A 20,010-nucleotide genomic window follows, 5' to 3' on the forward strand; every position below is an offset into this window, starting at 1 on the left:
CGGCAGGACAGGGACATAGACGCAATCCGCCCCGGCGGTTTCGAAGGCCTGAATGCGGGCGGTCGCCTCGGCTTCGTCATAGGCGCCATGCATCACGCCATCGGCGCGGGCGACCAGCACGAAATCCCGGGGCAGGGCGCGCGCAGCGGCAGCGGCGGCGCGAATACGCTCTATCGCGAAATCCCGGTCATAGGGTGTCGCATCTGGATAGCACATATCCTCGATTGAGCATCCGGCCAGCCCGGCCTCAGCCGCCAATCGGATGGTTTCGGCAACGATCTCTGGCGCATCGCCATAACCGTTTTCCAGATCGCCCGAGACGGGCAGGGGCGTTGCGGCCACCAACGCCTGAGCATGGGCCATCGCATCATCGCGGCTGACCTGCCCCAGATCGGCGGTCCCGATGGTAAAGGCGTGACCGGCAGATGTGGTGCCAATGGTAAAGGCGTGACCGGCAGATGTGGTGCCAATGGCTTGCGCCCCAAGGGCGGCCAGGACGCGGGCAGAACCAGCATCCCAGGCATTGGCTAGAATGAAAGGATCACCCGGTTTGTGCAGAGCACGAAAGGCGGGGCCGGGGTCGTGGGTCATGATCAGTCTCCGTTTGTTGATGCCGTTCGATTAGACCGAGCGGTGCAGACACGGCGACCCGTTTCCTGCTACCCGTCGATTTCGGCCTGCAGTTTTTTCGGCAACCCGGCCTTGATGGTCCGATAGCTGACATCAAGGCGATGCGTCAGATCCTCTACCGGCGTGGCATACTCTACCGCCACCCAGCCGCCGCGCGGCAGATGGGGGGCTTTGGTTGCGGCCCCAACCTCGATCAGCATCTCTGCCGTTTCAACACTGTCGCATTTGACCGAAACCCGCCCGGCCTCTGGCGCGGAAATGGCAAAGACCTTTCCGCCGACCTTCCAGACGTGGCATCCCTCCCATTGCACTACCATTGTGGTGCCGGGCAGTGCGGCGCAGTGTTTGTCGACCATATCGCTGCTCATAAGCGGCAGCCTGCAGCAGACCCGCGACAATCGCAACTTGCTTTTGTGTCGGCACCAGGTCATAAATGACCTCATGAAGACACGCATAATCTGCATTCGGATTTGTATTACCCGCTGACATAGTGTCCGTGGCGTCTCTTCATGTTTCCAAAACGATACTGGGATGGTAGGCCGCCGCGGGCGACGTTCGCGTAACAGGAGCCTTTGGCCATGACCGAGATCAGACTGACCAACACCGCCACCAAACGGAAAGAGGTATTTACCCCCCTCGATCCGTCAAACGTGCGGATGTATGTCTGCGGCCCTACCGTCTATGATCGCGCCCATCTGGGCAATGCCCGCCCGGTTCTGGTGTTTGACGTGCTGTTTCGGCTGTTGCGCCATGTCTATGGCGAAAGCGCTGTGACCTACGTGCGCAACTTCACCGACGTGGACGACAAGATCAACGCGCGTGCTGCCGAGACGGGACGTCCGATCCGCGACATTACGGATGAGACCATCGACTGGTATCACGCGGATATGGATGCGCTAGGGGCAATGCGCCCGACGAAGGAACCGCGGGCGACAGACTATATCACCCATATGGTCGAAATGATTGGCGAGCTGGTCGATAAGGGCGTCGCCTATGCGGCTGAGGGCCATGTGCTGTTCGCCGTCGATCAGTACGAGCAATACGGCCAGCTCTCACGCCGTTCGCTGGATGACATGATCGCCGGAGCCCGGGTCGAGATCGCACCCTACAAGCGCAACCCGATGGATTTCGTTCTGTGGAAACCGTCGGGGGAAGACGTGCCCGGCTGGCCCAGCCCCTGGGGCCGGGGCCGGCCCGGCTGGCATATCGAATGCTCGGCCATGGCGCGCGATATCCTGGGGGAACGCTTCGACATCCACGGCGGCGGCGTCGATCTGGTCTTTCCGCACCATGAGAATGAAATCGCACAAAGCAAATGCCTGTGCGGCGAGGAGTCCTTTGCCCAAGTCTGGATGCATAACGAGATGCTGCAGGTCGAGGGCAAGAAGATGTCCAAGTCGCTGGGCAATTTCTTCACCGTGCGTGATCTGCTGGATCAGGGCGTGCCGGGCGAGGTGATCCGCTTTGTGATGCTGTCGACGCATTACAGGAAGCCGATGGATTGGACGGAAGAGAAGCGACGCGAGGCTGAAAACACGCTTAGACGATGGAGGCACATCACTGCTGGTTTGGAAGCTTCCGAACCTCATCCGGATGTCGTTGCCGCATTGAGTGACGACCTTAATGTCGCAGAAGCTATAAGAGTTCTTCATTGGCTTGCCAACGATCCAAGTTGGGATCGCTCAATGCTATCTTCTTTACTTTCGAGCGCTCAGTTATTGGGGCTCTTGGAGGAAGAGGGAGGGGCTTGGCTTGCAACAAGGCGTGTTGGTCGAGGGGTTGATACTATTATTCAATCTCTAATGTCTGCTCGCTGGCAGTATCGCCAGGTGAAGATGTGGGCCGAAGCCGATGATATCAGAAACAAACTAACTGAAGCAGGTGTGTTGATCTCTGAAAGTAAAGACGGAAGCTATACGTATGACTTCTCAGAAGATTTTGACCCCGCTAAACTTGAGGCCTTCAAATGACCTGTTTAAGCGTAACAGAGATGAGGGCCGCGACCGACCTGGGGCGCGCTTTGGATCGGTTGAATGGGTTGGAGTGTTTCTCAAGTTGCAAGCATCAGTTCAACTTGAAACGTCGCACACGCGCCCTCCGGGGGGAGGTCGGGCGCGGCCCGGCCCAAGGGCCGGGCGGTGCGGTTGGTTGGTGTGTCACTTTTAGTTCGGAGGCCCGCCATGCAGCGTGAACGCCTTTACCTCTTCGACACCACGTTGCGCGATGGGCAGCAGACCCAAGGCGTCGATTTCTCGCTTGAGGATAAGCTCAAGATCGTCGCGGCCCTCGATAAGCTGGGCCTAGACTATATCGAAGGCGGCTGGCCGGGCGCTAATCCGACTGACAGCGATTTCTTCGACGCCGCCCCCCAGACCAAAGCCACCTTTACCGCCTTTGGCATGACCAAACGCGCCGGACGCTCTGCCGCGAATGACGAGGTGCTGGCCCCGGTGCTGAACGCAGGCACAAAAGCCGTCTGTCTGGTCGGCAAATCCCACGATTTCCATGTCGAAACCGCGCTTGGCATCAGCCTGGAAGAGAACCTCGACAATATCCGCGAAAGTTTTGCCCATATCACCGAGCGCGGGCAGGAAGCGCTCTATGATGCCGAGCATTTCTTTGACGGTTGGAAGGCAAATCCAGACTACGCCATTGCCTGCTGCAAAGCGGCCTATGACGCGGGCGTGCGCTGGATTGTCCTGTGCGACACCAACGGCGGCGCACTGCCGCATGAGGTGCGTGCAGGCGTCAAGGCGGTGATCGCGGCGGGCATCCCCGGCAGTCATGTCGGCATCCATACCCATGACGACACCGGCAATGCTGTGGCCAATTCGCTGGTGGCCGTCGCCGCAGGCGCGCGGCAGATCCAGGGCACACTCAACGGCCTTGGCGAACGCTGCGGTAATGCCAACCTGACCACGCTGATCCCGACCCTGCTGCTAAAGGAACCCTATGCCAGCCAGTTCGAGATCGGCGTAACGGCAGAGGGCCTGACCTCCCTGACCCATGTCAGCCGTATGCTGGACGATATCCTGAACCGCGTGCCAAACGCCCATGCGCCTTATGTGGGTGCCTCGGCCTTTACCCATAAGGCGGGGCTGCATGCCTCGGCCATTCTGAAAGACCCCAGCACCTACGAGCATGTGCCGCCTGAAACGGTCGGCAACAGCCGCTTTATCCCGATGTCCAATCAGGCCGGGCAGTCGAACCTGCGCGAACGGCTGGGGCAGGCGGGGCTGACGGTTGAAAAGGGCGATCCGCGCCTTGCTGCGATCCTCGATGATATCAAGGCGCGTGAGGATCGGGGCTATGCCTATGACAGTGCTGCGGCCAGCTTTGAGTTGCTGGCGCGGGGGCATCTCGGCCAGTTGCCGCGGTTTTTTGATGTCAGTCGCTATCGGGTAACGGTGGAACGCCGCCAGACCCGACCAGGGGAATTCGTCACCGTGTCCGAGGCGGTGGTTGTTGTTCGGATCGGCGAAGACCGCATTCTGTCTGTGTCAGAAAGCGTTGATGCGGCGGGCAATGACCAAGGGCCAGTCAACGCCCTGTCGCGGGCGCTGGCCAAGGACCTTGGTCCCTATCAGGCCTGCATCGCGGATATGCATCTGGTCGATTTCCGCGTCCGCATCACCAATGGTGGGACCGAGGCGGTGACCCGTGTGCTGATCGACAGCGAAGACGGGCAGGGCCGCCGCTGGACCACCGTTGGCGTCTCGGCCAACATCGTTGATGCCTCGTTCCAGGCGCTGATCGACGCCATTAACTGGAAACTGATCCGCGACAAGGCAGACCCGGCATGAGCGATTGGCGCGCCGCTTTTTTCACGCTGCATCAGGACCTGCCGCGCGAGGGGCCGGGGGATCGCGCCACGCTGGACTGGGCGTTGGATCTGGCTGGGGTCGACAATAATGCCCGCATATTGGATGCCGGTTGCGGACCCGGGGCGGATTTATCTGGCCTGCTGGATCGCGCCCCGCAGGGGCAGGTGACGGCGATTGACCGGCAAGACGGTTTTATCGCAGCGGTTCGGGCAAATTTTGGCGACGATCCGCGCGTGATTGCGCAGGTCGGGGACATGACCGAGGCGGGCGGACCGTATGATCTGATCTGGTGTTCCTCGGCCATCTATGCGGTGGGCGTCACCGAGGGGTTGTCCGCTTGGCGCGATGCGCTTGCGCAGGGCGGCAAGGTAGCGTTCAGCGAAGCGGTTTGGTTTACTGACAGCCCCGATGAGGAACCCGCTGCGTTCTGGAATGCGGAATATCCGGCGATGACCGGGATGGATGGCGTGGCTGACAAGGTTGCGGCCGCCGGCTATCGCCTGCTGGGCCAGCGTCAACTGCCCGATGCGGCGTGGGAGGCATATTATACGCCGCAGGAAACGCGGGCAAACGCCCTGCGGGCCGGGGCTGATGACGCGATGGTTCAGGTACTGGATGAGGCGGATGCCGAGATCAGCCTCTGGCGGCGCTACCGCGATCAGTTCGGTTACGCAGCCTTTGTGGTGGCCTCGGCGTGAGCATCGATGCCTGCGCCGAACTGGTGGCCAAGGGTGACCCGGACCGATTTGCCGCGACCATGACGGCACCGCCTGTTTTACGGGCAAAGCTGCTGCCGCTTTATGCCTTCAATCTGGAGGTCGCTCGCGCCCCTTGGGTCACGCAGGAACCGATGATTGCCGAGATGCGCCTGCAATGGTGGGCCGATGCGGTGGAAGAGATATTTACCGACGCAACGGTGCGGCGGCACGAGGTGGTTACACCTTTGGCCGAGGTGATTGCCGCCGCGCAGCTTCCTCGTGCGCCGTTTGACGCATTAATTGAGGCCAGACGGCGGCATGATGCGCAGGGCCAGGCCTTTGCCGATGATGCGGGGGTGCTGGACTATCTTGATGCAACCTCAGGCGGGCTGATGGCTTTGGCCGTGGCCGCTGCGGGTGCGGATGATGGCGTGCAAGGGTGCGCGCGACTGTTTGGGCTTGGCAGTGGGGCGGCGAATATGCTGGCCGCAATGCCGGTGCTGTTGGCCGAAGGGCGATATGAGTTTCATGCCGCACCTGAAGCCATCGCAGAGCTTCTCGTCCATCATGGCCGCAAAGCCTTGTACGCTGCCCGGAAAGATGACGCGCAAGTACCGCGCGATTTTGCGCCTGTGATGCTGTCCGGGTGGCAGGCTGACTATGTGCTGAAACGCGCCCGCGATTTTGAGGCCGTCAAAAAGGGCCAGCTGCTGCCGTCAGAGTTCCGCCGCCGTGCCAGCCTGAACTGGCGCGCACTTACCGGGCGCTGGTAGGCGCACGCAGACCGCGCAGTAAAACGATCTCATCCTCGCGTTCATCGCGCTGCCGCAAGGCGCGGTGCAGACGCTTGCGCAGGTAGCTGTCAAGGAAAGGCTCGGCGATACCGGGCGAGATATCTTTCAGCCGCAGAAAGGTCGCCAGCGCATAAGCACGGGTGTCTGAGGTCAGGTATCCTTTCCAGCCGACATCACGCGCGCCTTGCATATCAATCACGCCCATACCAGCATAGATCACCGTCAGGTCGGTCAGCAGCTCATGTTCTTCCTCGCCGCCCGGGGCCGTTTCCACATGCGGGGCCAGAATGTAATGCGCCAGTTCATGCGCCAGCGTGCCCATGAACGCGCAGGGCTTGGCCATCAAGCGCGGGTCATAGGTGATGGTCGTTTTGCCGCCATCGCCCTGATAGAATGTGCCTGCAATGTCGGTAAGGGACAGCGTGTCCATACCGAATTCCTGCGCTACTGTCGCGCGCGGCACCAGATCGACGGGCCAGTGGTCGATGCCCATATGCGCGCGCACTTCGTTAAAGATTGATTGGGCTGTGCCCTCATCCCGGCCTTGACCGGTCTTGAAAAAGCTGCGTGTTGGCAGGATCAGCCGGGTGTTCTCAAAAAACTCACGTGGGCCGAGCGTTGTGATCAGCCATTCGAACCGATCAATGACCCAGTCGGCCATCGCGTCCGATACAAGGTTGCGCCGCGCCCAGATCATGCCGGGCTGCGCTTGTGACGGACCACGTACCACCCCAGGGCACCGGCGGCCAATGCAAGGAACGGAACCATGGCGTAGTTTACCGCGCTCCATCCGGTCTGGGCCGAACCGCCGGAACAGTTCATCAGAAAACCAGAGGAGAGAGAGGCAATCGTGACCATGCCAAAGACAAAGAAATCATTCATTCCCTGAACCCGCCCACGTTCCTCGGGCGCATGGGCGGTGGCCAGCATGGCGGTGCCGCCGATAAAGCCGAAATTCCAGCCTATGCCCAGAAGGACAAGGGCAATAAAGAACTGCTCCAGCTGCACGCCGGACAGCGCGACCAGACCCGCGCCGACCAGGATGAACAGACCAATGGCAATGATTTTTTCCACACCGAAGCGCGCGATCAGATGGCCGGTGAAAAACGAAGGAAAGAACATCGCGATGACATGCGCCGATACAATATCAGCGGCATTGTCCGTCGAATATCCGCAGCCGACCACCGCCAAAGGGGTGGATGTCATCACCAGGTTCATTAGCGCATAGGACACCATTGCACAGATCATCGCCACGACGATTTGGGGGTCTTTCAGCAACTGAGCATAGCTGCGGCCCTTGGGGGCATCCGCTGCCGGTGGTTTGGGCTTGGGGATATCCAGCAGGAAAAACACTAGCGCGCCCACGAGGTTCAGCATCATCGCGGCCAGATAGCCGCCTGCAAACGGAATCGGGTCTGTCATTCCATCGGTTGCCTTGACCAACTGCGGCCCGATTAGTGCTGCAGCAAGCCCACCCGCCATGACATAGGAAATCGCTTTGGCGCGAAACGCCTCGCCAGCGGTGTCAGTGGCGGCAAAGCGATAGAAGCCATGCGCCGACATATAGATCCCGGTAAAAAGTGAGCCGATCAGAAACAGCGTGAACGAATCCCAGTAAAGCCCTGCCGCCGACAATCCGGCACCAATCGCCCCACCAATCGCTCCGATGAAGAAACCCAATTGCCGCCCGTGTTTCTGCATCACGTTGGAAATCACCGGTGCGGTTAGCATTGAGCCCAGCACGATCAGTGAGATGGGTAGCGTCGCAAAACAGGGGTTTGAGGCAAGATATTCACCGGACAATCCGCCCAAAGTGAAGGATATCGGCATCTGCGCGCCCAGCACCGCCTGAGCGATGACGAGTATGGTGACATTGCGCACGGCCTGTGGGGTAGCAGTCTCAGTCATTCCATCGCTTCTAAACGCCACTCCGGTTTTGTCCAGTCACGTTGCGTGTCAGGTTTGGATGTGCATGCTGGCCGCAAGGGAAGGGATACGATGCCGGAACGTCTGCTGACATCAGAAAAGGATATGGCGGAAGGGCTGGCCTGGCTGGCCGGGTCTTGTCCGAACCTCGCCCGTGCGGTTCAGGCCGTGGGTGAGGTGCCGATGCGCCAGCGTGAGGCTGGCTTTGGGGCTGTGTTGCAGATGATCGTATCACAGCAAGTCTCGGTCGCATCGGCCCGCGCCATCTGGTCCCGGCTTGAGGAGGCCGGTTTGGTCAAAGCGGACAAGGTGGTCGGTTGCACGGATGAGGACATGCGGGCCTGCGGCATGTCGCGCCAAAAGATGCGCTATGCCCGTGCTTTGGCAGACAGCGGCATCGATTTTGCTGCGCTGGGTGACTTGCCCACCGATCAGGTGATTGCACAATTGACCAAGGTTACCGGTATCGGCGTCTGGACTGCGAAAATCTATGCGATGTTTTCACTGCGCCGGGCGGATGTGTTCCCCTCGGGCGATCTGGCCTTGCAGGAGGCCGCGCGCCTGATCTTTGACATGGACAGCCGCCCCACCGATAAAGCCCTGCGCAAGCAGGCCGAAGCCTGGAGCCCCTGGCGCACGGTTGCAGCCAAGCTATTCTGGAAATACTACCATATCGCCAAGCAGCGCGAAGGAATAGGAGTAGGCACATGACACTGACCGGCCCCCGCCGCGCCCCGACCTCGGGGACAGCAAAGACCATGGTGATCTTGCTGCATGGCTATGGCGCGGATGGCAATGACCTGATCGGTCTGGCTGACCCGCTGGCCCCGCATATGCCAGACACAGTTTTCCTTGCGCCCAATGCGCCGGAGCGTTGCATCAACAATCCCATGGGGTATCAGTGGTTTCCGATCCCCTGGCTGGACGGCTCAACCGAGGAACAGGCGATGCAGGGCATGGCTGCCTCGATCGATTTGCTGAACGCCTATCTGGATACGGCAGCGCAAGAGGAAGGCGTTGCTGCAGATCAGACCGTGCTGATCGGGTTTTCGCAAGGCACCATGATGTCTCTGCATGTCGGGCTGCGCCGGGCACAGGCGTTCGCCGGGATCATCGGCTTTTCCGGGCGTCTGCTGGCACCCGAGCGTTTGTCGGAAATCACTGTGAAACCGCCCGTTCTGCTGATCCATGGTGATCAGGACGAGATGGTGCCGCCCTCCTCCATGCCCGATGCGGCGGATGCACTGACCGGTGCCGGGCTTGAGGTCATGACCCATGTGTCCAAGGGCACCGGGCACGGGATTGCGCCGGACGGATTGCAGATGGCCTTTGCTGCGCTGTCGGAGTGGCTACCGAAGTCTTGCGTATAGACTGGCAAGGCCGTGCGATTTCGGGATTACCCACCTCCTGTGGATAATTTCCGGGCAAACCCGCCAAAGGCGTCACGAAACTGTCAGCAATGCCGCCTATCTTGCGGACACAGACGCAAAACATAACATCATCTTGAGGGTTGAACCTTGCCCGAAGCGATATATAGTCGACGCTAAACAAGGGACGGGCTCGTCCCGTCCGCCGCGCCGCTTCGTGGGGCAGAGCAGGACAGGAAAAAGAGTCAAAAAATGGAAGTCGCTTATTCCCCCAGTTTCATCCGGCAACCCGCCGGGGCACGTGACCGGCCTGCGCTGGTGCTGAACGCGGACTATCGCCCGCTGTCTTACCTGCCACTGTCTCTGTGGCCGTGGCAGGAAGCGGTGAAGGCCGCTTATCTGGACCGGGTCACCGTGATCTCGGAATATGATGAGGTTGTGCGCTCCCCCACCACGGAAATCCGTATTCCGTCGGTTGTGGTACTGCATGACTATGTCAAACCGGCCAAGATGGCGGCGTTTACCCGCTTTAACCTGTTTTTGCGGGACGAATTCCGCTGCCAGTATTGCGGTGCGACCGGCGAGATGACCTTTGACCACGTCATTCCCCGGGCGCGCGGCGGGCGGACGACATGGGAAAACGTCGTCGCTGCCTGCGGGCCGTGCAACCTGAAGAAGGGGTCCAAGACCCTGAAACAGGCTGGCATGAACCTGCGCAAACCGGCCTGTCGTCCAACACCAGAGCAGTTGCAGAACACCGGCCGGAAATTCCCGCCAAACCATCTGCATGAAAGCTGGATGGATTTTCTGTACTGGGATGCAGAACTGGACGCATAAGCGAAACGCAATCGAAGCGCCGCGCCATTGGCCAAAGGTCAGGGCACGGCGTTTTGTTTGAGGGTAGGACATCTTGCCACGCTGATGGTGCTTGAGCGGCGGCTTGCCATCAGATTAGTTTCTTTCTGAATGCAGCCCCGCAGATGGCAGCCAAGAAGGAAGAAAAAATGAACAGACGCCATATGCTGGCGCTTGTGGCCATGGTCACTTTGGCAACGGGTCCGATGGTCAAGGCAGGCAATGACTTTATCGTTGTGCAGTCCACGACCTCTACCCAGAACTCTGGTCTTTTTGACCATATCTTGCCGATATTCGAGGCGAAGACCGGTGTTGAGGTCCGCGTCGTTGCGGTCGGCACCGGACAGGCAATCCGCAACGCCGCCAATGGTGACGGCGATGTGTTGTTCGTCCATGCCAAACCAGCAGAAGAGAAATCCGTCGCCGATGGCGATGGGGTGGCTCGGTTTGACGTGATGTATAATGACTTCGTGATTGTCGGACCTGCCGCCGACCCTGCGGGGGTCGCCGGTATGGCGGACGTGACGGCTGCGCTGACCCAAATCGCGGCGGCAGCGGCACCCTTTGCTTCGCGCGGGGATGACAGCGGCACCCACAAGGCTGAGTTGCGGCTTTGGGCACAGACGGATGTGGATGTCGCGGCGGCCAGTGGCGGATGGTATCGCGAAACCGGCTCTGGCATGGGGGCGACATTGAACACCGGCACGGCGATGGGGGCCTATGTTCTGACCGACCGGGCGACATGGATCAACTTTGGCAATAAAGGTGATTATGAGGTTCTGGTTCAGGGCGATGCACGGTTGTTCAATCAATATGGGATCATCCTTGTGAACCCGGACAAGCACCCAACCGTTAAGGCGGAATTGGGCCAGCGTTTTGTCGATTGGATCCTGTCCGACGAAGGGCAGGCCGCAATTGCCAGCTACAAGGTTGATGATCAGCAGTTGTTTTTCCCGAATGCGGAGCGTTGATCTGAGCGTGTGAGCAACTTTTCGACCTGCGCGACCAAATCAGGGCACGCAGGTCGCATTCAAAAATGGTGTCGTCAGCCCGCCAGCAGCGATGGCAGCCAAAGCACGATCCCGGGGAACGCGATCAGCACCGCGACGGTGGCCACATCAGCGATGAAGAAGGGGGAGGCCCCCCGGAATACATCCTGCACACTGATCGGCTGACCTGTATCGCGGGCAACACCAGCCACGACGAAACAGTTCAGGCCAATCGGCGGTGTGATCAGGCACAGCTCGGCCATTTTCACCACGATGATCCCGAACCATACAGCGCATTGATCCCCGGACATGCCAAGGGCGCTGGCTTCTGCTGTGACATCTGGCCCGCCGTTTAGGGCAATTACCGCAGGGAAAGTCACCGGCAGGGTCAGGATCAACATGCCGATGGCATCCATGAACATACCTAAGATGACATAGGCGCCAAGGATGATCATCAGGGTCAGCATCGGCGGCTGTTCCAGGCCCGCGATAAAGGCAGCAAAATTGTTCGGCAGATCGGCAAAGCCGAGATAACGCACAAAGATCAGCACGCCCCAGATCATGGTAAAGATCATCGCTGTCAGTTTGGCGCTTTCGATCAAGGCACCGGATAGCGCTTTCCAGCGCATGCCATGCCACAGCGCCATGATCAGCACGACAAAGGCCCCCAAAGCCCCGGCCTCGGTCGGGGTGCCCCAGCCGCCATAGATGCAATAGATGATGACCAACACGACAAAGGCGATGGGCGCGGCCCCCGGCAAGGTCTCGAACCGCTCGCGCCAGGTAAAGCCGTTGATCGGCGGGCCAAGATCCTTGCGCCAGCAGGCCAGCAGCACGATCAGCCCGCCATAGATCAGTGCAGACACCGCGCCGGGCAGAAACCCGGCCAGCAGCAATTGGCCGACCGAGCTTTCGGTGATGATCGCATAGATCACCAGAATGGCCGAAGGCGGGATCAGCGAGGCCAGCGTACCGCCCGCCGCAACCACACCTGCGGCAAAGCGTTTGTCATAGCCCAGCTTCAACATCTCCGGGATGGCGATGCGGGAAAACACGGCTGAGGTCGCAACAGATGCGCCCGAAACGGCGGCAAAGCCAGCAGTCGCAAACACCGTAGCCACGCCCATGCCGCCGGGCAGCCAGCCTAGCCAGCGTTTGGCGGCCTCGAACAGGGCTTTGGTTAATCCTGCGTAATAGGCGAGATAGCCGATCAGGATAAACACCGGGATCAGGCCCAGCACATGGCTGGCGGTTTTGGAATGCGGCACCTGACCGATCAGTCTGAGGGTTACAAGAAACGCCTTGTCGGCGGTCATGCCCTTATCCAGATAGAACAGAAAGAGCCCGACAAAACCGATCAGTGCTGTGGCGAAGGCCACCCGCACGCCGATCAGCACCAGCACAATCAGAACGCCCGAAAGGGCAATTGAGGTCTCAAAAGTCGTCATCAATCGGCCCCTGAAACCGTATCAGCCTCGTTCGAGGCTTGCGTTGCGGCGTCTTCGATCAGGGGCACGGCGACAGGTTCTTCGCCGCCTTCAGCAACGGCACGCCCATAGCCCCAGACCTGGACCGCCAGACGCGCGGACAAAAAGCCCAGCATCACTGGCACAACCATCTTTACCGGCCATGTCGGGATCTGAAGGTCATCAGTGGAATCGCCCTGAACCAGCGCCCGGTAGGCATGATCGAAGGACCCATAGATCAGCGCAAAAGCCAGCCCCAGCATCAGGACCACACCCAGAAGCTCTGCGATCCACAGGAACCGGCCCCGCAGCTTGCCAACCACAATGTCCATACGGATATGCCCGCCCAGCCGCTGGCACCAGGCAATACCCAGAAACGCCATCAGCGGCACCAGTTGCTGCATGATTGCGACATAGCCGGGGACCGGCAGATTGAACAACTTGCGGCCAAGGATGTTGGCCACAGAGATCAGCATCGCGACAAGAATGGACACCCCGCCCAGCAGCGTCAGCAAACGTTCTACATGGTCGAGGGCACGGTCGGCACGGGACAGCAAACTGCTGTCCTGACGGATATTGGAAACACCAGCCATGGGAATGGCCCCCGAAGGGGCCCTGTCCTATTACTTCATTTCGGCCAGTTTGCCGGTGACGAAGTCAAAAAGCTCCTGCCCGGGCAGGCCCTTTTCTTCCATCCCGGCGATCCACTCGGCCTGCACCTCACCGGCCGTGCCCTTGATGCCTGCGATCACCTCATCTGGCAGGGATACAACCTCGATCTCCTGCTCGGGCAGTACAACATCCCATTTTTCATATGTGGCGTCATAGGCGTCATAATAAGCCTGCATCGCCTCAGGGATAGAGGACATTAGCGCTTCGCGATGCGCATCGCTCAGCCCGGCCAGCGCATCATTGTTGACCACAACAGGGCAGTTGACCGAGCCTGGGTTCAGGTTGTCGGTCCACCAGTCGGCAATTTCGATGGTGCGGAACGCTAGATGCGCGTGGGGGGCGAAGGCAACGGCCTCAACCACGCCGGTTTCAAGCGCAGTGTATGCTTCGGACGAGGTAACAGAGGTCGGTACTGCGCCGATCTTCTTCATCGCCTCGCCAATCCCACCGGTTGCCCGCACGCGCAGGCCCTGGAAATCCTCAAGAGTTGCTGGCGGCTCGCCGACACCGGCCAGATTGTACTGCGGCAGCGGAGAGGCCATCAGGATTGTCGCGTTCCAACGGGCCAGATCCTTGACCACAGCCGGGTGCTGGTACAGTGCCATATCAAGGTCGCCTTCCTGTTTCAGGGTCTCAACCCCCAGGAAAGGCAGGTCCAGAACCATCAGGGTAGGGTTCTTGTCCGGGTGGTAGGTGGCGCAGAACTGCGCCATTTCAAATGCGCCAATGGAAATACCGTCAAGGTTTTCCTTGTTGTTCGACAGACCACCGTAAGAGATGTTCAGCGTCAGCTCGCCGCCGGTTTTCTCGGCCACCAACTCGGCCAGTTTTTCAACATGTGCGGTGAACGCCCGCGGCTTGCCCCAAAGCGATACATTCCACTGCGCGGCCTGGACAACCCCAGCGGTGGCAAATGTGGACAGCACTGTGGCCAGTGCGGTGGTTTTCAAAACGGATTTCATAGCTAACCTCCCAGTTTTGGTTTGGCGCTACCCTAACGAAGCGGGACGGCTTGGCAAGTGCACTAGTAGGGGTTCCGTGGTGACCTATCTTGCGACAGCGATCCGTTGCGCCGTGCAATGAGGGTTTCAATTGCGTCTGCCAGATGAACCTCCTGAATATTATAGTCGCCCGCCGCGACCCGCTGTTTATGTGCCTCAAGCATGACATCGGCGTGTGAATGTCCAAAGGGTGGTTCAAAACGATAGCACGCCAGTTCGATCAGCATACCCAGCGGGTCGTTGAAATAGATCGAATCCATGAAGCCACGATCTTTCGGACCGGAATGCCGGATCCCTCGTTCGTCCAGCCGCTCAACAGTTTGCGAAAAGGTGGCGCGGCTGACCGAAAATGCCAGATGATGCAGGCAGCCCGGTAGGGCAGGGGCGCGGCGACCGGTGGGTTTGCGATCTTCGTTGGTGAAAACGGTGATCAGACGACCATCACCGGGATCGAAATATAGATGCCCCTCGTTCGGGTCGTCCAGATTGGGCTGATCGAAAATAAAAGGCATGCCGAGCACCCCCTCCCAAAAGTCGATGGAGGTTTGGCGATCCGCACCAACAACGGTAATGTGATGCACGCCCTGACTTTGAAGTTTCCGCATGATCTGGCTCTGCTGCTGTTTCCATGTGCGGACAGATAGCGCGTTTCGCAAAGCATGAAAGCAACGCCTTTCGCAAAACTCTGCCGCCAAAATAGAAACACTGCGGCACCCGCCGCGGCATTTTTGCTTAGTTGACAAAAAAACTCAGACGTGAAATCTGCTTATCCGACAAATTAACTCAGAAAGAGGACCTGTCCCATGCGCCTTCCCCTCCTTTCCCTATTCGCCCTTGGCCTGTTCGCCGGCAGCGCCGTCGCGCAGGGTGAACTGAACCTGTATTCGTCACGCCATTACGACACAGATGAAAAGCTCTATAGCGACTTCGAAGAGCAGACCGGCATCAAGATCAACCGTATCGAAGGTAAGGCCGACGAGCTGATCTCCCGTCTGATGGCCGAGGGCGATAACAGCCCCGCCGATGTGCTCCTGACCGTTGATGCGGGCCGCATCTGGCGCGCCGACAATGCCGGGCTGTTGTCCCAGGTCGACTCCGAAGTGCTAAGCAGCCGTGTGCCCGCCGCCTTGCGCCATCCCGATGGCAAGTGGTTCGGCTTTTCCACCCGTGCCCGGGTGATCTATTACGCGAAAGACCGTGTTGATACCCCGCCGCAAACCTATGCCGCTTTGGCGGATCCGCAATACAAGGGCAAGATTTGCATCCGCTCTTCATCCAACATCTACAACCAGTCCCTGCTGGCGTCGATTGTTGAACATTCCGGCGAAGAGGCTGCAACCGATTGGGCCAAAGGCGTGCTTGCCAATATGGCGCGTGACCCGCAGGGCGGCGATACAGATCAGCTGCGCGGTGTGGTTTCCGGCGAATGCGATATCGCGATTGGCAACACCTACTACTTTGTTCGCGGCCTGACTGGCCAGGTTGATGGCTTGACCGAAGGCATCGAAAATATTGGCTGGGTGTTCCCGGATCAGGACGGCAACGGCACGCATGTCAACGTTTCGGCTGGTGGTGTCGTAAAGAATGCGCCCAACCGCGAGAACGCCATCAAGTTTCTGGAATACCTGACAACCGAAAGCGCGCAGCAGTATTTCGCCGCGGGCAACAATGAGTACCCGGTCGTTGAAGGGATTGAGAAAGTCAGCGCCCTGGAATCACTGGGTGATTTCAAACGCGATGATCTGAACCTGTCGGCCCTGGGCGCGAACCAGACCACAGCGCAAAAGATCTTCAACGCTGTAGGGTGGGAGTAATCCCACCATGTCTACCGTTTCGGAATTTGCTCTGTACCAGGTCATCTCGAAACGCACTAGGACACAGTCAACAGTGCAGTGATTGCGTCCAGCGCGGCACGAACGGGTGAGTCGTGCCGCGCCTCATGATGACAGACCAGCCATTCGTCGTGGGTCAGCTCGTCAATTTGGTCTGACAGGCGCACCAAGCCCGCAACCGCATCTCCTGCCATACAAGGCATCACGATCCGCCCGACACCTGCCAGGGCCAGATCCAACAGCAGCCGTGCATCGCTTGCGGTTGTCATGATGTTGTCGGGAAAACTTGCCCGCAACCAGCGCCCCGATGGGGTTGGGGCCACACGCTCATTCAGGGCGACATATCCCTGAACCTCCGGCGCTCTCGCATATACCGCGTAAGTGATCGTCCGTGTGCGCCGTCCCGCCAGCCAGGCTTGCTCTGGCCGGTGATTGCGAATGCCGATATCGGCTTCGCGCCTTGCGATGTCCACCGTCATGTTAGAGGCCAGAAATTCCGGTATCCAGCGGGACCGTTCTGACCAGAACTCATGGATATGTGTCGCCAGAAAGCGCGAGGTCCAAAGCCCGGCCGTGATACGAACGCGCGGGCGCGCCTCAGCCCGGGATTTCCAGCGATCGAGCACAGCCGCCGCTTCGCGCACTGGTGTGGCCTCCTCAAGCAGGCTGCGCCCTTCAGAGGTCAGCGTATACCCGCGCGGTCCACGCTCAAACAGCCGTTGGCCGACATACTGCTCAAGCGCGGTCATGCGGCGGCTCAGGGTTGGTGCGCTGACCCCGGTCAAGCGCACAGCGCCTGCCAACCCGCCTGCATCAGCGATCGCAAGAAACAGCGTAACATCGTCCAGTGGCAGTCTTTGTTTCATTTGTGAAAGTCCGGTTGCGATAGCTCCGTCTCAACTAGGGTAAGCGTCATGATTAATTGATTGATGGTCAAATCATTTTTCATAAATGAAAGGATATGTCGTGCTGGTCTTATATTCACGCCTGCCACCCCCATCCCCGGGTTTTGTTGAGACGCCTCTGACCGAAGCGGCCCTGATCCAACGCCGGATCACGCGATCTCGGCATAATCGCCGCCGTCGCTTGCGGTTGTATCTCTATGCCGTTCTAACGGGGCGGCGACCGCGCCGAAGTTTCAGGCTCTGGCGGGTCCTTTTCGGATCAGGGTCCGGCACAAAAGCAGCACCGGAAGCAGCCCGAAAACCATGATGACAAGCGAGGGCAGGGCCGCCTGATCCAGCCGTTCGTCGGCGGCCAGTCGGTAGGCCTGCACGGCAAGCGTGTCGAAATTGAACGGACGCAGGATCAGAGTCGCGGGCAATTCCTTCATCACATCGACAAAAACGATTAGCAGCGCTGTCAAAAGCGATGTTTTCATCAACGGCAGATGCACCCGGCGGATCATGGTTCCGGGACCGTTGCCTAAGGTGCGCGCGGCGGCATCCATCGACGGGTTGGTTGTGGCGATCCCGGCATCGAAGGCATTTAGTGCCGCTGCCATGAAGCGCACCATATAGGCCATCACCAAAACCCAGATTGATCCGGTGATTAGCAGCCCGGTGCGTATCCCGAAATTGGCCCGCATCCAGCCATCCAGCGCATTGTCAAATCCGGCCAGCGGCACCATCAGCCCCACCGCGATCACGCCGCCGGGCACCGCGTAGCCTAGTCCGGCCAAGTGCGCCATGACCCTGCGGCCCTTGCCCGGGCGCAGCCGTCCTGCAAAGCCAATCAAAGTTGCCGCCAGAACCGTCAACCCTGCCGCGATCAGCCCAAGGATCAGCGTGTTGCGCATAAAGCCGATATAGCGCGGATCGGTCAGTGACTGATCCGCCCGCAGCGCCATTAGCCCAAGCACCACCAAGGGCAGGACAAAACCGAATATCACCGGCAAGCCACAGGCCAGCCAAGCCCCGATAACACGCCATCCGCGCAAGGGTTCAGCTGGGGTGGTCTGCGCTGTCCCGCGCGTTGGATAGCGTTTCGCCGCTCCACGTTGCCAGCGTTCCAGCGTGGCCAGCACCAGGGCAACGGCCAGCAGGCACAGCGCCAGTTGCGCTGCGGCGGCCCGATCCCCAAAGGCAAACCAGGCTTGATAGATGCCTGTGGCAAAGGTCTGCACGCCGAAATGAGCCACAGTGCCGAAATCGGCAATTATCTCCATAACCGCAAGGATCACGCCCCCGGCAATGGCGGGTCGGGCCATAGGCAGGGACACCGTCAGGAACGCCCCAAGCGGAGAGCGGCCGAGTACGCGCGCAGCTGTATATCCACCAAAGCTCTGTTGCAGAAAGGCGGCGCGCGCCAGCAGGTAAACATAAGGATACAGCACCAATGTCAGCATCAGTGCGGCCCCACCAAGAGAACGGATTTCCGGGAACCAATAGTCCCGAGGTCCCCAGCCCATGATCTCGCGCAGCCAGGTCTGAACCGGACCGGGATGATCCAGAAGGTCAGTATAGGCATAGGCCAGAACATAGGCCGGAAAGGCCAGCGGCAGGGCCAGCAGCACCTCGAACACGGCTCGGCCGGGAAAACGACAGACGGTGACCAGCCAGGCGGTGCCTGTTCCGATAATGGCGGTGCCGGTTGCCACAGCGAGCACCAGCAGCAAAGTGGTCCTGCTATAGCGAGGCAGGACGGTTTCGGACAAGCTTTGCCAACTGTCCCAGTTTCCGGTCAGCGCCGCGATCATCACAGCGCTGATGGGTAAAAGGCAGAGGGCGGCAAAGACCCAGGCAACGATGCTGATTGCGCGCTCTGACATATCACTCCGATAGCTTGGCACGGCGCTGCGCCATGCTAAATACTGGCTATAGCGAAGGAGGGAGCGGGATGAAATGGTTGATTGGGACCGTCGCAGGCGTGCTGGCAGGGCTCGCGCTGTTTCAGGTTACGGCAAAGGCTGATGTGCAGACCGTCCAGACCTCGGCCGGTGCGGTGCAGGTGCAAAAGATGGTCGGCGGGCTTGACGAACCCTGGGCGCTGGCCTTTCTGCCTGAAGGGTTTCTGATCACGGAACGCAGTGGGCGGTTGCTGATTATTCAGGGCGGCGAGGCGCAGCCTGTGCGCGGTGTGCCAGAGGTTTGGGATAACGGGCAGGGCGGCTTGCTGGATGTTGTGGCGGCGCGGGAATTTGCGGCCAGTCGAGAGATATTCCTGACCTACTCCAAACCCGTTGGACGCGGTGCTGCAACGGCGGTTGTCGCTGCTCAGCTTTCCTCGGATAACGACAGGCTGCAAAACCTGCGCGAGATATTTGTGATGAATGCCCCGACACGGCGCGGCCAGCATTTTGGGTCCCGTATCGTAGAGGCACCGGACGGCACACTGTTCGTTACGCTGGGCGACCGTGGTGACGCTCCGAACTCCCAGGATTTGCAGATGCATAATGGCAAGGTGATCCGCATCAATCGGGATGGCTCTGCCCCTTCGGACAACCCGTTTGTAAATGTAGGCGGCCTGCCAGAGGTCTGGTCCTATGGTCACCGTAATCCGCAGGGTGCAGCCTTAGACGCGGATGGAACGCTTTGGATCGTGGAGCATGGTGCGCAGGGCGGGGATGAGATCAACAGGCCTGGGCCTGGCCGAAACTATGGCTGGCCGGTGATCAGCTATGGCCGCAATTACAATGGCTCGAAGATCGGTGAAGGCACGGCCAAACCGGGGATGGAGCAGCCCTTGCATTACTGGGACCCGTCCATCGCCCCGTCGGGAATGATGATCTATTCAGGCAAGCTGTTTCCCGAGTGGCGCGGTGATATCTTTGTCGGATCCCTGAAATTCGACATGATCTCACGGCTAGAGCATGGCAACGGCGTCACGGAAGCCGAGCGCCTGTTTCAGGATCGCTTCATCCGCATTCGCGACATCCGCGAAGCCCCGGACGGTACGATCTGGTTCCTGTCCGTCGGGGATGGGGCCGCCTATCGTATCACACCAGGATAAGCTGC

Annotated in this window: 20 protein-coding genes; 10 read left to right on the forward strand and 10 right to left on the reverse strand. The window is 59.6% G+C overall.

The genetic code is table 11. The annotated features are described in order from the left end of the window. On the reverse strand, positions 1–591 hold a 591-nt coding region (locus tag ACW9UQ_RS07955; RefSeq protein ID WP_458930479.1), incomplete at its 3' end, for an isocitrate lyase/PEP mutase family protein. A gap of 68 nt (positions 592–659) precedes the next feature. Continuing rightward, positions 660–998 (reverse strand): MmcQ/YjbR family DNA-binding protein, encoded by a 339-nt coding sequence (locus tag ACW9UQ_RS07960; protein ID WP_458930480.1) that lies wholly within the window; start codon positions 996–998, stop codon positions 660–662. A gap of 210 nt (positions 999–1,208) precedes the next feature. Between ACW9UQ_RS07960 and cysS the strand changes: the two genes are divergently transcribed. The 4 genes from cysS to ACW9UQ_RS07980 all read left to right on the forward strand — a co-directional run bounded on the left by cysS (position 1,209) and on the right by ACW9UQ_RS07980 (position 5,925). After that, positions 1,209–2,600: a cysteine--tRNA ligase gene (gene cysS, locus ACW9UQ_RS07965; RefSeq protein ID WP_458930481.1), complete on the forward strand. Its 1,392-nt coding sequence runs from the start codon at positions 1,209–1,211 to the stop codon at positions 2,598–2,600. A 210-nt stretch (positions 2,601–2,810) separates the two neighbouring features. Beyond that, a complete protein-coding gene (gene cimA, locus ACW9UQ_RS07970; protein ID WP_458930482.1) occupies positions 2,811–4,433 on the forward strand; it encodes a citramalate synthase in 1,623 nt (540 codons plus the stop codon). Continuing rightward, entirely contained in the window at positions 4,430–5,152 is a 723-nt protein-coding gene (locus ACW9UQ_RS07975; protein WP_458930483.1) for a class I SAM-dependent methyltransferase, read from the forward strand. The genes cimA and ACW9UQ_RS07975 overlap by 4 nt, the downstream gene beginning before the upstream one ends. Continuing rightward, complete coding sequence (locus ACW9UQ_RS07980; protein ID WP_458930484.1) at positions 5,149–5,925, forward strand: squalene/phytoene synthase family protein; 777 nt, start codon at positions 5,149–5,151, stop codon at positions 5,923–5,925. Before ACW9UQ_RS07975 ends, ACW9UQ_RS07980 begins: the two co-directional genes overlap by 4 nt. Here ACW9UQ_RS07980 and ACW9UQ_RS07985 read toward each other — a convergent pair. Together ACW9UQ_RS07985 and ACW9UQ_RS07990 are read right to left on the reverse strand one after the other, a co-directional pair. Further along, on the reverse strand, positions 5,909–6,643 hold the full coding sequence (locus tag ACW9UQ_RS07985) for a hypothetical protein (protein WP_458930485.1): 735 nt from the start codon (positions 6,641–6,643) through the stop codon (positions 5,909–5,911). The two genes, ACW9UQ_RS07980 and ACW9UQ_RS07985, sit on opposite strands and share 17 nt — an antisense overlap. Beyond that, entirely contained in the window at positions 6,640–7,854 is a 1,215-nt protein-coding gene (locus ACW9UQ_RS07990; protein ID WP_458930486.1) for an MFS transporter, read from the reverse strand. Before ACW9UQ_RS07990 ends, ACW9UQ_RS07985 begins: the two co-directional genes overlap by 4 nt. A 90-nt stretch (positions 7,855–7,944) precedes the next feature. On the opposite strand from ACW9UQ_RS07990, the gene ACW9UQ_RS07995 reads away from it, so the two are divergent. From ACW9UQ_RS07995 to ACW9UQ_RS08010, 4 genes are all read left to right on the forward strand, one after another. Further along, positions 7,945–8,583 (forward strand): DNA-3-methyladenine glycosylase family protein, encoded by a 639-nt coding sequence (locus ACW9UQ_RS07995; RefSeq protein ID WP_458930487.1) that lies wholly within the window; start codon positions 7,945–7,947, stop codon positions 8,581–8,583. Next, the gene (locus ACW9UQ_RS08000; protein WP_458930488.1) at positions 8,580–9,242 is read left to right on the forward strand and encodes an alpha/beta hydrolase; all 663 of its coding nucleotides are present in this window, start codon (positions 8,580–8,582) and stop codon (positions 9,240–9,242) included. Before ACW9UQ_RS07995 ends, ACW9UQ_RS08000 begins: the two co-directional genes overlap by 4 nt. 249 nt (positions 9,243–9,491) lie before the next feature. Further along, positions 9,492–10,076, forward strand: coding sequence for an HNH endonuclease (locus ACW9UQ_RS08005; protein ID WP_458930489.1), 585 nt, complete (start codon positions 9,492–9,494; stop codon positions 10,074–10,076). 167 nt (positions 10,077–10,243) lie between these two features. Continuing rightward, complete coding sequence (locus tag ACW9UQ_RS08010) at positions 10,244–11,065, forward strand: ABC transporter substrate-binding protein (protein ID WP_458930490.1); 822 nt, start codon at positions 10,244–10,246, stop codon at positions 11,063–11,065. 74 nt (positions 11,066–11,139) lie between these two features. On the opposite strand, the gene ACW9UQ_RS08015 is transcribed toward ACW9UQ_RS08010, so the two are convergent. From ACW9UQ_RS08015 to ACW9UQ_RS08030, 4 genes are all read right to left on the reverse strand, one after another. Next, positions 11,140–12,531, reverse strand: coding sequence for a TRAP transporter large permease (locus ACW9UQ_RS08015; protein ID WP_458930491.1), 1,392 nt, complete (start codon positions 12,529–12,531; stop codon positions 11,140–11,142). Next, positions 12,531–13,142, reverse strand: a complete 612-nt coding sequence (locus tag ACW9UQ_RS08020) for a TRAP transporter small permease (RefSeq protein ID WP_458930492.1) — start codon at positions 13,140–13,142, stop codon at positions 12,531–12,533. Before ACW9UQ_RS08020 ends, ACW9UQ_RS08015 begins: the two co-directional genes overlap by 1 nt. Before the next feature lie 30 nt (positions 13,143–13,172). Beyond that, complete coding sequence (locus ACW9UQ_RS08025; RefSeq protein WP_458930493.1) at positions 13,173–14,183, reverse strand: C4-dicarboxylate TRAP transporter substrate-binding protein; 1,011 nt, start codon at positions 14,181–14,183, stop codon at positions 13,173–13,175. Between the two features lie 62 nt (positions 14,184–14,245). Then, positions 14,246–14,827 (reverse strand): VOC family protein, encoded by a 582-nt coding sequence (locus ACW9UQ_RS08030; protein ID WP_458930494.1) that lies wholly within the window; start codon positions 14,825–14,827, stop codon positions 14,246–14,248. Between the two features lie 198 nt (positions 14,828–15,025). Here ACW9UQ_RS08030 and ACW9UQ_RS08035 point away from each other — a divergent pair, with 198 nt between their 5' ends. Then, complete coding sequence (locus ACW9UQ_RS08035; RefSeq protein ID WP_458930495.1) at positions 15,026–16,036, forward strand: Fe(3+) ABC transporter substrate-binding protein; 1,011 nt, start codon at positions 15,026–15,028, stop codon at positions 16,034–16,036. Positions 16,037–16,092: 56 nt separating this feature from the next. On the opposite strand, the gene ACW9UQ_RS08040 is transcribed toward ACW9UQ_RS08035, so the two are convergent. Together ACW9UQ_RS08040 and ACW9UQ_RS08045 are read right to left on the reverse strand one after the other, a co-directional pair. Beyond that, complete coding sequence (locus ACW9UQ_RS08040) at positions 16,093–16,920, reverse strand: LysR family transcriptional regulator (RefSeq protein WP_458930496.1); 828 nt, start codon at positions 16,918–16,920, stop codon at positions 16,093–16,095. Positions 16,921–17,192: 272 nt separating this feature from the next. Then, complete coding sequence (locus ACW9UQ_RS08045) at positions 17,193–18,824, reverse strand: ABC transporter permease (RefSeq protein ID WP_458930497.1); 1,632 nt, start codon at positions 18,822–18,824, stop codon at positions 17,193–17,195. Between the two features lie 68 nt (positions 18,825–18,892). Here ACW9UQ_RS08045 and ACW9UQ_RS08050 point away from each other — a divergent pair, with 68 nt between their 5' ends. Further along, a complete protein-coding gene (locus ACW9UQ_RS08050) occupies positions 18,893–20,005 on the forward strand; it encodes a PQQ-dependent sugar dehydrogenase (RefSeq protein WP_458930498.1) in 1,113 nt (370 codons plus the stop codon). Positions 20,006–20,010 lie beyond the last annotated feature (5 nt).

The sequence above is a fragment of the Halovulum sp. GXIMD14793 genome, assembly GCF_054457435.1.

What these genes read in the sequence shown, in the direction of transcription:
- ACW9UQ_RS07960 (WP_458930480.1), bottom strand. Translation starts at nt 998, where the DNA reads ATGAGCAGCGATATGGTCGACAAACACTGCGCCGCACTGCCCGGCACC.
- cysS (WP_458930481.1), top strand. Translation starts at nt 1,209, where the DNA reads ATGACCGAGATCAGACTGACCAACACCGCCACCAAACGGAAAGAGGTA.
- cimA (WP_458930482.1), top strand. Translation starts at nt 2,811, where the DNA reads ATGCAGCGTGAACGCCTTTACCTCTTCGACACCACGTTGCGCGATGGG.
- ACW9UQ_RS07975 (WP_458930483.1), top strand. Translation starts at nt 4,430, where the DNA reads ATGAGCGATTGGCGCGCCGCTTTTTTCACGCTGCATCAGGACCTGCCG.
- ACW9UQ_RS07985 (WP_458930485.1), bottom strand. Translation starts at nt 6,643, where the DNA reads ATGATCTGGGCGCGGCGCAACCTTGTATCGGACGCGATGGCCGACTGG.
- ACW9UQ_RS07990 (WP_458930486.1), bottom strand. Translation starts at nt 7,854, where the DNA reads ATGACTGAGACTGCTACCCCACAGGCCGTGCGCAATGTCACCATACTC.
- ACW9UQ_RS07995 (WP_458930487.1), top strand. Translation starts at nt 7,945, where the DNA reads ATGCCGGAACGTCTGCTGACATCAGAAAAGGATATGGCGGAAGGGCTG.
- ACW9UQ_RS08000 (WP_458930488.1), top strand. Translation starts at nt 8,580, where the DNA reads ATGACACTGACCGGCCCCCGCCGCGCCCCGACCTCGGGGACAGCAAAG.
- ACW9UQ_RS08005 (WP_458930489.1), top strand. Translation starts at nt 9,492, where the DNA reads ATGGAAGTCGCTTATTCCCCCAGTTTCATCCGGCAACCCGCCGGGGCA.
- ACW9UQ_RS08010 (WP_458930490.1), top strand. Translation starts at nt 10,244, where the DNA reads ATGAACAGACGCCATATGCTGGCGCTTGTGGCCATGGTCACTTTGGCA.
- ACW9UQ_RS08015 (WP_458930491.1), bottom strand. Translation starts at nt 12,531, where the DNA reads ATGACGACTTTTGAGACCTCAATTGCCCTTTCGGGCGTTCTGATTGTG.
- ACW9UQ_RS08020 (WP_458930492.1), bottom strand. Translation starts at nt 13,142, where the DNA reads ATGGCTGGTGTTTCCAATATCCGTCAGGACAGCAGTTTGCTGTCCCGT.
- ACW9UQ_RS08025 (WP_458930493.1), bottom strand. Translation starts at nt 14,183, where the DNA reads ATGAAATCCGTTTTGAAAACCACCGCACTGGCCACAGTGCTGTCCACA.
- ACW9UQ_RS08030 (WP_458930494.1), bottom strand. Translation starts at nt 14,827, where the DNA reads ATGCGGAAACTTCAAAGTCAGGGCGTGCATCACATTACCGTTGTTGGT.
- ACW9UQ_RS08035 (WP_458930495.1), top strand. Translation starts at nt 15,026, where the DNA reads ATGCGCCTTCCCCTCCTTTCCCTATTCGCCCTTGGCCTGTTCGCCGGC.
- ACW9UQ_RS08040 (WP_458930496.1), bottom strand. Translation starts at nt 16,920, where the DNA reads ATGAAACAAAGACTGCCACTGGACGATGTTACGCTGTTTCTTGCGATC.
- ACW9UQ_RS08045 (WP_458930497.1), bottom strand. Translation starts at nt 18,824, where the DNA reads ATGTCAGAGCGCGCAATCAGCATCGTTGCCTGGGTCTTTGCCGCCCTC.
- ACW9UQ_RS08050 (WP_458930498.1), top strand. Translation starts at nt 18,893, where the DNA reads ATGAAATGGTTGATTGGGACCGTCGCAGGCGTGCTGGCAGGGCTCGCG.